At 42.1% G+C, this 15,570-nt stretch carries 13 protein-coding genes; 3 read left to right on the top strand and 10 right to left on the bottom strand.

The genetic code is table 11. From position 1 onward, the window contains the following. The first annotated feature begins 46 nt into the window (after positions 1–46). Positions 47–2,008 (top strand): pre-peptidase C-terminal domain-containing protein, encoded by a 1,962-nt coding sequence (locus PULV_RS04545; RefSeq protein WP_193331034.1) that lies wholly within the window; start codon positions 47–49, stop codon positions 2,006–2,008. Between the two features lie 54 nt (positions 2,009–2,062). On the opposite strand, the gene PULV_RS04550 is transcribed toward PULV_RS04545, so the two are convergent. Together PULV_RS04550 and PULV_RS04555 are read right to left on the bottom strand one after the other, a co-directional pair. After that, complete coding sequence (locus PULV_RS04550; RefSeq protein WP_193331035.1) at positions 2,063–3,739, bottom strand: glucosamine inositolphosphorylceramide transferase family protein; 1,677 nt, start codon at positions 3,737–3,739, stop codon at positions 2,063–2,065. Between the two features lie 291 nt (positions 3,740–4,030). Beyond that, the gene (locus PULV_RS04555) at positions 4,031–4,891 is read right to left on the bottom strand and encodes a type 2 periplasmic-binding domain-containing protein (RefSeq protein ID WP_193331036.1); all 861 of its coding nucleotides are present in this window, start codon (positions 4,889–4,891) and stop codon (positions 4,031–4,033) included. A gap of 187 nt (positions 4,892–5,078) precedes the next feature. Here PULV_RS04555 and PULV_RS04560 point away from each other — a divergent pair, with 187 nt between their 5' ends. After that, a complete protein-coding gene (locus PULV_RS04560) occupies positions 5,079–5,675 on the top strand; it encodes a lysophospholipid acyltransferase family protein (RefSeq protein WP_193331037.1) in 597 nt (198 codons plus the stop codon). Between the two features lie 3 nt (positions 5,676–5,678). Here PULV_RS04560 and PULV_RS04565 read toward each other — a convergent pair whose 3' ends face one another. From PULV_RS04565 to PULV_RS04600, 8 genes are all read right to left on the bottom strand, one after another. Next, entirely contained in the window at positions 5,679–9,527 is a 3,849-nt protein-coding gene (locus PULV_RS04565; RefSeq protein ID WP_193331038.1) for an ATP-binding protein, read from the bottom strand. Between the two features lie 99 nt (positions 9,528–9,626). Next, a complete protein-coding gene (locus PULV_RS04570) occupies positions 9,627–9,956 on the bottom strand; it encodes a hypothetical protein (protein ID WP_227009351.1) in 330 nt (109 codons plus the stop codon). A gap of 2 nt (positions 9,957–9,958) precedes the next feature. Further along, positions 9,959–10,222, bottom strand: a complete 264-nt coding sequence (locus PULV_RS04575) for a DUF3081 family protein (RefSeq protein WP_086742732.1) — start codon at positions 10,220–10,222, stop codon at positions 9,959–9,961. Between the two features lie 70 nt (positions 10,223–10,292). Next, entirely contained in the window at positions 10,293–10,481 is a 189-nt protein-coding gene (locus tag PULV_RS04580) for a hypothetical protein (RefSeq protein ID WP_193331039.1), read from the bottom strand. 163 nt (positions 10,482–10,644) lie between these two features. Then, on the bottom strand, positions 10,645–11,103 hold the full coding sequence (locus PULV_RS04585; RefSeq protein WP_086742730.1) for an RDD family protein: 459 nt from the start codon (positions 11,101–11,103) through the stop codon (positions 10,645–10,647). Positions 11,104–11,331: 228 nt separating this feature from the next. Further along, positions 11,332–11,724 carry a hypothetical protein gene (locus PULV_RS04590; protein ID WP_086742729.1) on the bottom strand — a complete coding sequence of 131 codons (393 nt, stop codon included), beginning with the start codon at positions 11,722–11,724 and terminating at the stop codon, positions 11,332–11,334. Positions 11,725–11,863: 139 nt separating this feature from the next. Next, positions 11,864–12,067, bottom strand: a complete 204-nt coding sequence (locus PULV_RS04595; protein WP_405127480.1) for a DUF2256 domain-containing protein — start codon at positions 12,065–12,067, stop codon at positions 11,864–11,866. Beyond that, a complete protein-coding gene (locus PULV_RS04600) occupies positions 12,027–13,514 on the bottom strand; it encodes a cryptochrome/deoxyribodipyrimidine photo-lyase family protein (RefSeq protein ID WP_193331041.1) in 1,488 nt (495 codons plus the stop codon). Before PULV_RS04600 ends, PULV_RS04595 begins: the two co-directional genes overlap by 41 nt. Positions 13,515–13,749: 235 nt before the next feature. On the opposite strand from PULV_RS04600, the gene PULV_RS04605 reads away from it, so the two are divergent. Then, entirely contained in the window at positions 13,750–15,435 is a 1,686-nt protein-coding gene (locus tag PULV_RS04605) for an alkaline phosphatase (protein ID WP_086742726.1), read from the top strand. Positions 15,436–15,570 lie beyond the last annotated feature (135 nt).

Consider the following 15,570-nt stretch of genomic DNA (forward strand, 5'->3'; position numbering starts at 1 on the left):
CTATTGCTTGGCAACAAACCAAGCGCACACAACAAAGGAAAGCACTATGAAACTGCGTCATGTATCCCTGATTGGGATAGGACTGCTAACATTGGCCACACACACTTTGGCGGCAAGTAAACAGCACCGACTTATTTGGGATCACAACCCCAGCAATCAAGCGACTATTGGTTTTAGCCCATCAGGAAGTCAAAACCATTTTGTTAAGTATGGTTTATCAACCGACGAACAAGCCTGGTCCAATCAATCTGTTACAGCAACCCGAACTTTTGCTGGCAGCTTAATAAGCCATTTTGTCACCTTGAAAAATTTACCTAGTAATCAGCCTATTTATTATCGGGTGTGTGATGATAGTGGGTGTGGCGATAGGCTCTGGTTTCAAACGGCTCCCAATGATCAGTCTGGGTTTGTGATGGTGGCAGGAGGCGATACCCGCACCGGTTGGACAACTCGTCGTCAAGGTAACCGTTTAGTTGCAAAAATTCGTCCCCTAGTGATTATGCACGGCGGCGATTATACTAATGCCAACTCGGCTTCAGAAATGAACACCTACTTGGATGACTGGCAGTTAACCATGTCTGACGATACGATTAATGGCTTGAGTTATAAGCGTATTTACCCGTTTATACCCACTCATGGCAATCACGAAGACAATAACTACAATACCTTATGCCAAGTGTTTGGAGTCGATTACGACCAAAATGGTCAATGTGATGCGAAAGACACTTATGGCGCTGTGACACTATCACCGTTGCTGAAAGTCTATACGCTCAATAGTCAGTTCAAAAATAGCGGCTGGTCAAGCCATGCCAATACTATGAATACGTGGCTGCAGCAAGATATGGCCAGTAACAACGCAAAATGGCAAGTGGCGCAATACCATAAACCTATGTATCCACACTATAGTGGCAAATCAGATAACACTATTTTATTTAATTGGTGGGCGAATCACTTTTACACCTATGGTATGAATCTAGTTGTCGAATCAGACACCCATATCAACAAGCTCACCCAAGCGATTAAACCTTCAGGGAATGGTTTTACTGAAACAACCACCGGAGGCACGGTTTATGTGGGCGAAGGTTCATGGGGGGCTCCCGCTCGCTCAGCAAACAACCCTAAATCATGGACAATTGATTTAGCCAGTATTCAACAGTTTAAAGTGATAAACGTCACTGCAGACCAACTCGCTGTGCGCACCGCGCAATTTGATGCCAGTGCAAACAGCCTCAGTCGCGCCGAGCGTCAAGCCGACCCACTTGCATTACCTGAGAATATCAACTGGTGGTACGCCAATACTGTTGGCGAAGTGATGAATTTAGTGCAATCAAGTAGCGGTAAAACAGTGATTGACCTGGGACCCATCGACCCGATTGACCCTCCTTCTGAATTACAAAACAAGCAATTAGTGTCCAATTTAAGTGCAGCAAAAGGCCAGCAACAGTTCTTTACCTTAAATGTGCCAGGCAATGCCAAAAACTTAACCATCAATACCAGTGGCGGTACAGGTGATGTTGACTTATACGTCAAATTCAATAGTGCAGCCAGCCTCAATAATTATGATTGTCGTCCATTTAAAAATGGTAACAATGAGAAATGTGACATCACCCCGAGCCAAACTGGGACTTACCATGTGATGCTCAATGCCTATAGTACCTATGCCAATGTGAACTTACTGGCATCTTACGATGAAGATACTGGCAATCCAGGTCAACAAGGATCATTTACTGATTTAAGTGCGGCTACGGATAATTGGATTTACAAACACATTACCTTGCCCGCAGGTGTCACGTCTTTAAACGTTGCGCTTTCTGGCGGCACAGGTGATGCGGATCTGTACGTTCGTCACAATCAGCAACCGAACAAAAACGACTATCAATGCCGCCCCTACAAAAATGGTAATAATGAAAGCTGTACCATCAGCAATCCAGCACAAGGTCAGTGGTTTTTAGCTCTCAACGCCTATAAAAGCTTTAGTAATGTCACTATTAGTTACACTTATCAGTAACCTGAGCTCAAGTTAAGCCACCTAAACTCGCCCCGTAGAGATTCTTCGGGGCGTTTACTTGCCAGCCCGCCACGTACTTTTAACTCGTAAAAAATCAAATACGCTGTACTGACCGTTACTATGTAAATGGTGATTGCCGCGTAAATCAGCAAAAAAGTCTGGAGATAACTGACTGACCTGCTGCTCTTCATAGCTCGAGGGCGTGAGAGTAATAATTTTTGCAATACTCAATCCAGCCCCATAGCTATTAAACCCTTGCGCTTGGCGACAACGATAGAGTGAATGCTCATCGCTGACAATGCCACCATTGCGGCCAATGTCACTATCAAACACAATGGGATTTTTCTGATGAGGGGTCCAATTGGTTGATAATGGGCTATCACTATAAAAAGCATGCAATTGCGCGCAATGCTCTGTACCCCCTGCCACTTTTAAATTAGTAAACAGCCACCAGCGCCCTTCATATTCAAACACCATTGAATCTACCGCTTCACAATTTGGCATCAGTTCATATTGAAACTGCCACTGCATTGGAAAGGAATCACAATGATATAAACGGATCCCATTTGCAGCAGTTGACTCTGGGATCATATATAGTTGCTGTTGATATTCAAAAATGTACGGAAAAGAAAGGTGAAAAGGTTCATCAATGATCGGGCCTAAAAACACAGGTTTATCAGCCGATAAATCAACCGCACTAATCGCCCCACGTCGCTCAGCCAAATCGTAATCCTCCACAAAACACACTGTTTGCTGCTGATGGCTGATCACAAAAGGATCGGCTAAATATCGCCCTCGGGGGTTCTCAATCACCGCACCTTTACTAAGCACCGCGTTTTGCCATCCACTGCGTACAAACGCCACCCCCCATACATCTTGGTATGACAAAAAGCGCTGAAGCAGATGAATGCCTATTAACGATGAAGTTGAGCACAAACAATACCACATACTTTGCCATGGTTTTGGGGTGGTCAAAATGGGGTGGCTAAAAGGAAGAGAAGGCTCAACACTCGGTATCTGCCCAGTTTTTGCGATATCGCTCACCACCGCAACAAAAGTCGAAATACTTTGGCTAAAAATTTTGATCTGATTTTCTGTAAACGAGCGAGCAGTGGCTAAATTCCCGCGAGCCAAGACTTGCCCCCCATCAAGCTCTTCACTGAGCTTTTGTACAATAAAGCCGGTGCTTGAGCGCTTTTGATACACCTCCCAAAACCCTGCAGGCCCTCCTCGATTCCAGCGATTATCACCATGATGAAAAGATAACAAACCATGTTTAGCAACTGACAAAATATCACCTCGAAAAATACCCGGTGCATTGCCACGCATAATCACATCGAACGATTGGTCTCTCAATTGTGCAATGCTGTCATCATCAAAGCGCACCACCCACTTTGAGGCAGAAAACTGAGGGGTGATGGTTAGGCTTGATGTGATGAGTTCACTGATATCAAAGCTTGCTTCGTATTGAGCCAATTCGGGGTAAGTACGTTGCAATAAACGTTTTTCTAATTGGGTAAAGAAATTAAAAAAGCGCCCAGATAACACACGCATGATCTGCCCACGATGCAAAACATCCAGTAGCTTACTCAGTCGACTCACGTTGGTTTTTGGTGAAGCTTGAATAAGAAAAACCAACTCACATTCCACCTGCTCACTGAGTTGCTCAAGCAAGCTTTTAAGGTAATAATCGACCTCACTACCCGTTACTAAAATCCCTATTTTAAGCATAACCACCTACATTCATTATTTTTATACAAAAAATTGAGCATATTGATGTGTAAAGAGTATGAAAGAAACGAGTAAAATGAGGGTAATCGTTGTTACTTAGTCGGTTTTCACTGTGTTTTATAATCTACTCGCCCATCTATAAATACGCTCACACAGCATCGAGTGCTCTTTATTAAGCGTAGACGATAAATAGAATGATTAACTTTATTTTCATGATCTTAAGTAAAAATCACGGTGTGACTCTTACTGTTCATTACTTTGGTGAATACATCAATAGCGTGGCGTATTTGCTTAGTCAGGGCTATGGAAAACTTGGCGATAATCTTGTTTAAAATGTATTTTGTCAGCCTCACTTAAATAACGCACATGGGCTTGATACAAGCGCTCATCATGATAAAGCTGTTTTAAAACATGATTAACCTTAGCAATAAAAGTGGCTGCTATCTCTGATTGTTTACATGCAATGTGGCCTAAAATATAAGTGGGATTACCTGCTATGGCCACTGAACGAATCTGCTTGCCCTGAACTTTTTGGCCGGTTTGCTCAAAAAAAGTAGCAGGAAACATTAAGGCGTACTCTGAACGGCGTCTCTCAAGCATCGCCAATAGCGCAGTGTAATAATCTCCGCCAGAGCGGTACAGTGTGTTACTTTTATCAAGTAATGCTAATTGCGAATCTAAATATCGCCCATATGACTTATCTTTCACCAATAACAACTTGTGCTCTAATTGTTCAGTGAACAGCGCTTGTAATGAAAACAATTGCCCTTGCTTATTAAGTTGCTTAGCACTAATGGTCACCCAAGAAGGATCGTAATACAGACGGTGATTAGGAAACATGTGAATTGGCAAGCTAAATAGATACTGCGCTTGTCGCTCAGGGGTTTTGACTCTGTTTACAACACATGCATTTTCATGGCGGTCTAATAATGGATCAATGCGAGAAATAGGGGCACTTTGCACGTCAAAATCGAACTCATCTGTTAACTGATTGAGCACTAAATTAAGCGTATCGGTTGCCAATGAAACAGGCTGTAAACTCAATAACTGCTGGCGGTCATTTTCATCATCACTCAGTAATAAAATGCGCTCTTTTGCACTGACACTGAGATGAAAAAAAAGCAAACTAACAGCCAATAAAAAGTATTTCAAAAGGACACTCTGCACTGCATTTTTACTGAGTATATAAAATAATATTACTTTCGTCTTGTAACGAATAAGGAACATACAAGGCCAGAGTTACCAAACGACTGCAGAGCAAACCATCAAGTTATGTGCAGACGTAAAATGCTGTGATAACCTTCATCTTAAATGTTGGCCATTGTCATCAGGAAAATCTATGTATATCAATCCCGATACCCTTCCTAAAGAGTTACCCCGGACCAACAGCCGACTTGGGCGATGGATTGGGCAAACAATACTGCGACTCAGTGGCTGGCAAGTCATCGGGCAGTTTCCTGCACAAGGAAAGTTTGTTGCTGCGGTCGCCCCTCATACTTCAAATTGGGATTTTATCATTGCCCTCGCCGTCAAACTCAGTCTTGATATTAAAATCAAATTTCTTGGCAAACACACGCTGTTTGTTGGCCCATTAGGTTGGCTCTTAAAAAAAATGGGGGGCATTGCGGTTGACAGAACTGCAGCTCACGGTATCGTTGCGCAAGTCAGTGACGCATTTGCTCAACACGAACAACTGATCGTCGGTATTGCCCCTGAAGGGACCCGTAAAAAGTCAGCACACTGGAAAAGTGGTTTTTTATATATTGCGAATAAAAGCCAAGTACCTGTTGTGCCAATGGCGCTCGATTACTCGCGCAAGTTATTTATTATTATGCCTTGCGAAACCATTTCTGATGATATTCCAAGTGAATTACGCAGAATTAAAACACTCTTTCCACAACACTTTGCAAAGTACCCTTTCAATGTGTCGGATTAACCCCTACTTAGTCCGATGAGCTACAAGCGGTAAACTAATCATAAACTCACAACCGCTACCAAGCTCACTGTGACATTGAATCGTACCTTGAAGAACCTGATGGACTAAATTGAAGGTAATACTGAGCCCTAAACCAGTTCCACCTTGCAGCCGATTTGTGGTGAAAAACGGATCAAAAATTTTATCAATCACCTGAGGATCAATCCCTTTGCCATTATCTCTAACTGAAATAAAGCATTGTGCTTGCACCACTTTTACTTCTATCAACACCTTCGGCGCTAAATGATCACTAAATGCATGCATAATCGCATTATTTAATAATGAAAATAGCACTTGCGCTAAAGCTCCTGGATACGTTTGTATTTCAAGCATATCAGGTACCACCACTTCAACGGCAATACCTTTCAAATCGAGTAAAGATTGTTGTCCGGCCACAACCCCGGCAATAAATTCATCAAGTTTTATCTGCGTTTCATTATCACTTGAGCTTTCAACCGCCACTTGCTTAAAGCGCTGCACAAGGGAAGCAGCACGTTCAGTATTATCTTTGATTAATTGAATACTTTGCTCTGCACTAACGAAAAAGTCATGTAACCGAGTCCGAGAGAGTGTTTCATTACTAAAGTGGCGCTGTAAATTTTGCGTATGATCATCCAATACACTTGCTGCTGTTACGGTAATCCCAAGCGGAGTATTCACCTCATGGGCGACACCAGCCACCAACTGACCTAAGTAGGCCATTTTTTCATGCATAATGAGCTGCTCTTGAGTATGTTTTAATTCTTCCATGCTATTTTTTAAGTTTTGATGAACCTGCATTAAATTTAAGTGCGAGCGTGCATTGGACACAGCTATCGTCGCATACGCAGCCAAACTTTCGAGTAATGTTAAATCATGCTCGCTATAGCTATTATTCACCACACTTTGAATACTGATCACCCCTAGCATTTCACCATTGTGCTGCATTGGGACGTACATCATTGATACTGCTTTGATTTCTTTACTGCCGCTGCTCAGTGTGTGTTCGTTTAAATCTTGCTGCGGATAGTACTTCTGGTATTCTTTTTCATAGTCATTAATTAAAATTGATTGATTGTGCTTGACCGCATACACAGCAAGCTGCCCAGGCTCATCAAGAGAGCGTGAATAAGCAAGATATCGCACACCTCGCTCAACGGCGTAATCAAATTCAAGCAAATTCTTCTCGGGGTTTAATATCCCAATCCCAAAGCGATCGGCCTGAAAAATTTGATTAATCTGCCCATAAATATCATTCAATAATTCATCGAGCAGCAGCTGAAGTGTGAATTGTCGGCCAATTTGATTAATCACTTGAATTTCACGAGTGCGCTGATTGACTAGATCTTCCAATTTTGTCGCTTGAGCCCTCACTAAACCAATCCGCCATCTAAAAATCTGTAAAATTACCCCTGTAATCAATAACACAACCAAAATCTTAAACCACCAAGTCTGCCAAAAAGCAGGTAAGACGGTAAATTTAATCGCTATTGGTACAGGCATTTGCTGATAGTTAGGGTACTTTGCTCGCATGCGCAATACATAGTGACCAGGTGTTAAATTATTGAACTGTACAAAATGGATGCCACTATCGATTGCCTGCCATTTTTCTTGGGTTTCACCTTCAAGCCAATATTCATATTTTACTGTTTTTTCAAAGAGTAAATCACTTAATGCGAAGTGAAATCTGACATTGTTTTCATCTGGCAAAAATTTCAATCCATGCAAACGCGACAAAGGAAAATCTTGGCCATTAATGTCTAATCGCGTCACATTAAAATCACTCGGCAAGTGCGTCATCTCAAACTCATCCGGATCAATAATTAATAAACCTTGAGTTCCGCCAAATAACATTAAACCATTGCGCATTTTTGTATATGCACCTAGCCATGCAACACCAAAATCAACGCCTTCATTTTTGCCCAACGACATGTACTTTTCAGCATTAATATCCAGCACACTGGTGGCACTCCAAATGCGCCCGCTGCTGTCTAACAGCATATTGGCACCAGGTGTTCGTTTTGTTATCGGCAAACGTTGCTTTAAACGAGTAAACATCGGGTCAGCCTGATCAAGGTTTGTGATTTGATCAAAGCCAATACTCGTGGTCAACCAAATTGACCCGGCAAAGTCGCTCACCATACCTAACACATAATTATGACTAAGGCTGTGCTCAATCGTGGCAGCCTTAAAATGATCGAGTTCTGTATCAGCTTGAGCTAAACGATACACGCCATTGTGTGTACTAATCCAGAGTGCGCCAAATTGGTCTTCGAGCAAGGAAGTGACAGTATCTAACATGATTTGCCCATCACTTTTTTTGTGTAAATACTGGCAATCATTATTTTTCAAGGTCACTAAACATACACCTTTGGCGGTCCCAACCACTAAAGTTTGATTGCGTAACACCAACATACGCAGCACTGCACCTTTGTTAATTCCTATCACTCCAGAAGGGATAAATCGCTTTGAATCGAGGTCTAATTTAACTAAACCTGACGATGCGGTACCTGCCCATATTGTGCCTGATTGCTGCTGAGCTAAAGAGACAACATTGGTCAATGCTTTGCCCTCATTAGTGCGATTAATCGAGCTTACTCGACCTCGCTGAGGATCAATAATATCGACTCCTTGGCCGGTTGTGCCCACAGCAATTAAACCATTATTAAGCTCTAATACAGTGCGTACATTGGCATAACTCAATCCGTTGTCGTGTTGTAAACTATGGCGAAGAGTCACAAAGCTGCTCGCTGTATTGGCGTTCATCACCTGTAAACCTGCGCCCCAAGTGCCAATAACCAAAGCACCATTTTTACTTAAAAATGCAGTCCCTATTTCATCAAAAACTAAACTACTTTTTACTGACGGATCATGTTTCAAGTGGCGCTCAAATTGATGGCTTTTCGCATTGAGCACCCATAATCCATTGCCGTAGGTTGCAACCCACACTTGACCGTTTTCAAGCGGTACAATTGAACGCACATAAGCATTTTGATTAATTAATGTTTTAGGCGGCATAAACTTGTCTAATTTATTTTTCCCATCCCAAAACCATAAGCCACTGCGTGACCCCAGCCAAAAAGTGCCCTGTTTATCTTGGTAAACAGCTCTTACATCGAGTTCTGTGAGCGTCGATATTGCAATGAATTCATCATTGTCTTTGGCCTTTTTAAATACACCTTTTGTGGTACAGGCCCACACATCCCCATTGCTGGCTTCATAAATACGGTAAGTAATACTGCCAGCCACAGGCATTTCGAAAAATGAAACTTGCTCGGTAGCAAGGGATACTCGCTCAACACCCAGTTCATGCCCTGCCCACAACTGGTTTTGGCTATCAATCATTAAGGTTCGAAGAGTGTCGCTTTGCAGCTGCCAAGGCTGTGATTGTGTATTGAGGTGTTGATACGTTTTATGTACTGGACTATAGCGCGATAAGCCTGACGTTCGTGTCGCCATCCAAATCCCTTGCTGGCTATCTTGCGCTAACGCCACGATATAATTAGCAGCTGGAGATTCTGGATTATTGGGTTGATGAGGAAAGGATTCAAATTGCACCCCATCAAAGTAAACTAAGCCATTTTGAGTACCAAACCACATTTGCCCATTTGTTAACTCAACAGCACTAGTGATAACCCCATTACTAATTTTACCTTCATCATCTATAGTGCGAAGCAAAGGCGCAGCCTGAGGAAACAGCGTAGTAGGATTGTTTACCATGACGGACTGCGACACTTCTGCAGCTCGAAGACTAAAAGCGAATAAAGCAAGGCATACAACGAATACAATGCGGCAGCGAATGAGCAATAAAAAAAATGGTTCAGTTAACAGCACAATACTAAACTCAGTGTTAATGGACAACAGTAGCTAAATTATTGTGTAATCATACATAAAAGCAAGGTAGATGCGTGTGGTACAAACAGTTAAAGTCAATTAACCTTCAGCGTTTTGCTGTGACAACACACCTTTAAAAAGAAGCGGATAACGACGTAAACGCTGACCAATGTAATCGTCTGCTAAAATTTGCTGAGCGATACGCTCAACATCATCGTCAACCTCAAAAACCCAATCAAAACGCTCAATTGCAAGCAAGAAGCCCTTTTTTAAATAAAGCTGCGATCGATATTCGTCGCAATTCCTTTTGATAATTGCCAATTTAGTGGGGTATTGCCGCAACTCTTCTATCACTCGCTCAATATATTGGTGCTGAGTGTCTTTTTTTGTACGAGGAGGCTTGCGTCTCGGACGATTGACATACACCATTTCTAAGAACCAATAAGCCGATGAATACTGGTCACTTTCGCTAAAAAATCTGACTTATTTTTCTCACTTTGGTAATCAAGGTGGTAGGTATTGTGAAAACCAAAACGCATCAATACCCCACTGCCCTGCAAATAGAGAGTATAACCATCAAAATCAGTAAACGCGGTGATCCCTTGGTAAAAGTACCCTTGTGACTGTTTATCACCATGACGCTGAATGTAGTCAAACACAGATAAAATTGTCTTGCTCGATAAATCGTTTTTCATATCTTACCTCTAAATAAAATACGAACAAAAACACAATAACGATTACTATAGCAATTAATTATGACGACCTTTATTCCCTATGAGCTTGCTCAGTAACGGCAACTAAGGTAAAGCTTGCTAAAGCAATCAACATCCCCATTGCAGGCCACTTAACCCACAAATAATCTGGGACAGTCAATATATTAATGATGAATAACAGACACACTATCGGTAATAATCTGAAAAACAATCTGATAACACGGCTTTTTACACTGTTCATAATAAACCCCTCTAGTCATTGGAAGGTTGATTATTGACGCATATCAGATCAAAAACAGGTGCCAAACGTCACGACTATCTTGATGACAACATTGCTCTTTGTTGGCAATAAAAAAGCCCACGCTAACTCAGTTAGACGAGGGCTCTGCAAAGTGTGTATTCTTTTAAGCGTGTTTGACTACCACTGTGCCTGCTAGTATGTCATGCCAACCACGATTTTGTTCATCAAATATAATCCAAATAAAACCCAGACCCAAAGGGATTGCCGATATAAAATAACCCACATAACGAAGTAGCGCCTGAGCGGGTGATACATGTAAACCAGTTTTTGCATCCAACACTTGGGTCGACATCACCATTTTTCCCGGGGTCGCCGCTTTTTTAACCCAAAACACAATAGCTAACACCAGTGGTAATAGTTTGTCATAAAACACATGGTTGACACTCCACTCACTTTGAAGTTCCAGCCATTGGGTATCGCCATAGAAAATACCAAAACTCATTGCCAGTATAAGACCCAGTAAAATGGCATCAATAAGGTAAGCGGCAAGACGACGCATAAACCCAGCATTATGGGTTTCTCTTGCACTGTGGTAATAACCGTTATCAACTGATGTTTGCATAATAAAACTCTCTTAACTGAGCGCGTGTTGTGTGACGCGTTAATCTGATGGCCTAAGTATTGACCGATAGACAAAGTAACCATGCAATTAAGTGATGAAAGGACTATTTTGGGGATAGACAGTTAATATTTGGGAAAATGGGAAAATGACTGTTAAGCATCTAAATAACAAAGCCACAGAGCCGTGGCCTTATTATTCGTTTATCTCGATAAAAACCTGCTATGGTAATTAACTTCTGACGTTATTAGCATTAATACGGTTCATTAAGTTCCTCACCCAATTGGCGTATTGGCGATGAATACTCTTACCATCATATTTCAAATTCGTTGAATCAACATAATCAATCTTATAATGAGTCTCATCATACGTAATCATAACCACTAATTGATGTGTACGAATATTGAGTGTTGCTTCCACTTTGCCTGCATCTACAACATGAGCTTGCCAACCAAGGGATACCGCGGCTTTAATAATCGACTGCTCGATTTGGTTAATATCAGGCTGAGTTTGGCCATAATTGGCAATCGTTTGTTGACCATAATCAGGCATTGGGATCGTTGTCCGACAACCACTGAGCGCAATACATAATCCTAATAAAGCCCATACTAAAATACGATTCATTGAATACTCCTTTTTAAAACCTGCATGCTAAGCGCTGGTGCAGCTATTGTAAAGTGCATAAAAATCAATGATCCATCGTTTATTCAAAAACATCACGACCGAGACGCATAAAGCAAATCATGAGTATTAAAACAACAACTTAATCATCTGAGAAAAGTTGCTTAGCCGCTTTATCCTTTCGGCATCGCTGCGAACAATACTTAATTTGCAACCACTGTTTTTGCCATTTCTTTCGCCAACTAAATGGCCTCAGGCATATCGGGCAAATTTTGCTGGGTAAATGAACTTTTTTATGAGCCATGCTAAGACTGCTGACTGTGGTTATTGGGCCGAACATTGACATGTCGCTGTAAAATTCGGCGCACCTCACGCTGCACAGCGTCTTTTTTTCTAAAGTCCCATAATCGCTCTCTGGCTTGCTGGGCTGCAACATCTAAGTCAATCATAGGTGGGTAATACTCTTGCTCTAAATTAAAATCATTAAAAATGGCTTCCATTGGCGGCTGCAACCAAGGCTGATGAATATATTCGGTCGGTAACTTTTTAAGTTCAGGACACCAAGTACGGATAAACTCGCCGCTCGGATCTTGGTCTTGAGATTGCTTGATTGGGTTATACAAACGGATAGTATTAATGCCAGTTACAGAGGCTTGCATTTGAATTTGCGGGTAATGGATCCCCGGTTCAAAATCAAGAAAATACTGCGCCAAAGGTAAGCTTGCCTGTTGCCAAGAAATATTCAAATGATGGGTAACAAAACTGACTAACATGGCACGCATCCGAAAATTAATATACCCCGTCTTTTTTAAGCAGCGCATACAGGCATCAATAATAGGGATCCCTGTTTTTCCGTGTTGCCATAAGACTAAATCCTGACTCACTGAATCATCATTACGAAATGGATAATCTTGGTAGCCATTGTTGAGTGGCTCAAACTCTATCCGAGATTCACTTTCGAATTTTTGCATAAAGTGACAATGCCAATGCAAGCGAGAAATAAACGAGGCAAGTGGTTTTTTCCAACCTTGCTTTGCATCATGGTAATGAGTAATTGCATGTTGATACACTTGGCGCAAACTCAGATTACCCCACGCTAAATATGGCGATAAACGCGAGCAATGTGTTTGGCTTAAACTCGGGCTGGAAATCCCTTTTTGGTATCCTTTTGCCCGCTCAGCGAAAAAACTCTTCAGTACAGCACGCGCTGCTTTTGGCCCACCCTGCTGAAAATGCGGATCAATAACTTGGTATGCATGCAAGTGATCTGGGACTTGATACGTCGTTAAAGTCAGCGGGTTTATCTGCTGCCAATTTGGAGTGGCTACGGGTGATGATATCGTCTGCTCCCATAATGTTTGCCAATCTCGGCGGTTCTTTTTCCCCCTGACAACCGCACCCGTTGGACTTTCAATCCATTGAATTTGTTTACTATCACACCAAGCCTTTACCGCTTTATCGCGCGCAAACGTATTAGCCAAACCAATTTCTTGATGACTGTAAATTGTATTGATCTCAAATTGCTGATTCAACGAATTGAGTAACGATTCCATTGCTTCACTGAAGATATAAATTTGGCAATTAAACCGCGCAAGCTGTTGGTTTAAATCCATTAACGACTGCCATACAAAGCGCCAGTGCCGCTCAGTGTAATGCACATCATTCAATAAAATCGGCTCAAAATTATAGATCAATAAAACCGGGAGATGCTCAGAAAATGCCTGCTGCAGAGGCGCATGATCTGATAACCGCAAATCCCGCTTGAACCACACTATATTAATCGCTGAATCCATAGACTCGAAGAGTTGTTAAATTGGCTATTAAATACGTATAACAACCCCAATCCGATCGCCATGATTTAATGCAAAGCCTCACTAACGCAAAAAATGTCAAACGCGGCGCTATGATTAGAGCTTGTACTCAAAATGTAACTTCTTTGAAATAAAACAGTCATTCTTTGTCCCTAAACTCTCACGCCATCACACATTGCTGCACAAGCAATATCGTTAACCCTAAGAGACAACAACAATGAATAAGAACTTAGTTGCCCTGGCAATCTCCAGTGTTTTTTTAACTGCATGTAACAACACTGACACCAAAGAAATTGAAGTCATTAAAGAAGTAGAAGTCATCAAAGAAGTCGCTCCAACACCAGTTACAACAGTAAAAAATGTGATTTTAATGATTGGCGATGGCATGGGCCCGCAACAAGTCGGCTTGCTTGAAGAATATGCGCGCCGTGCGCCTAATTCTACCTACAATAATAAAGGCAACATCACTGCTTTATCGAAGCTCGCAAATGCAGGTCAAATGGGCCTTTCACTCAACGCACCTCATGGTGCAAATGGCATGTTAGTGACTGATTCTGCCTGTTCTGCAACCCAGTTGGCCACTGGTAAAGCGGCTGGTTCAGAAATGATTGGCCTTGATGATCAAGGTTATATTGTTGAAACTATCTTAGAAAAAGCTAAAAAAGCAGGAAAAGCAACGGGCTTAGTGTCTGACACTCGGATCACCCACGCTACCCCAGCTGCATTTGCAGCTCATCAACCTCATCGCTCACTTGAAGCTGAAATTGCCGCTGAAATGATCAGTTCAGGCATGGTTGATGTAATGTTATCAGGTGGTGCTCGTGTATTTGTTCCTGCTGATATCAGCACCGACGAAGCTGACAGACAAATCATGGCTGATTTAGGTGCGCCCACTAGCGTGTATAAAAAATCAAAACGCAAAGATGACCGCAATTTAATCGTAGAAGCCAAAGATCAACATGGCTACACCTTAGCGTTTGATAAAACGCAAATGCAAAACAGCGATGCAACTAAATTGCTTGGTTTATTTGCCAACTCTGGCATGGCAGATGGCATCGCTTATAAAGCGTGCCGCGCCGCTGATACCTGTAGCCAACCGTCGTTAAAAGAAATGACCGTCAAAGCCCTTGATATCCTAGCTAAAGATGAAGATGGCTTCTTTTTGATGATTGAAGGAGGTCAAATTGATTGGGCAGGTCACGCCAACGACGCAGGCTGGATGCTGAATGAATTACTGAAATTCGATGAAGCAGTTGAGGCGGTTTACGACTGGGTCAAAGATCGCAACGATACACTCGTAGTCGTCACAGCAGATCACGAAACTGGCAGCTTTGGTTTTAGTTATTCTCGTAAAGAATTACCACAAGCACGCACGCTAGATGGCGATGGTATGAAAGGTGCTGATTACAAACCTAACTTTAACTTTGGCGCATTATCTCATCTCGATAAACTTTACGGTCAAACAGGCACTTTCTTTGACATGATGAACGCTGCAAACAGTGATTGGGACTTTGCAGCAGCCACCGCACAAAATTGGATGGATGCAGTAAATCAATACAGCTTGTATAAAGTTGATATTGACCAAGCCAGCAAAATTGGCGAGCGTGAAATCAACGAATACTATGTTGCCGATCACAGCTATCAAAGTGCTGAGATGGTGCCAAGCTTTGCTGATTTCAAAGAGTTTTATGTTTATGCCGACGAAGATCACACCGCCAAAATAGGTCGCGCACTTGCCGCTGATCAAAACGTAGTGTGGGGAACGGGCACTCATACAGCCGCGCCTGTACCTGTCTATGCCTTTGGCCCTGACGGTGTCACCAGAGGGTTTTCAACCATGCAACACCATGTAGAAATATCACAAAAAATGATGACTGCATTAGGGCTAACATACGCCGAATAATTAAAAATGTGATGAGATAAACAAAGCCATCTTGCCAACACGCCAGATGGCTTTTTTCATTATCACCTTGGAAACTTCATTAACGTTACGCCAAAAATTAAGCGCCCACATACAACTAAAACGTATAGCCCAAGT

The sequence above is a fragment of the Pseudoalteromonas ulvae UL12 genome, from assembly GCF_014925405.1.
GTDB classification, from domain to species: domain Bacteria; phylum Pseudomonadota; class Gammaproteobacteria; order Enterobacterales; family Alteromonadaceae; genus Pseudoalteromonas; species Pseudoalteromonas ulvae.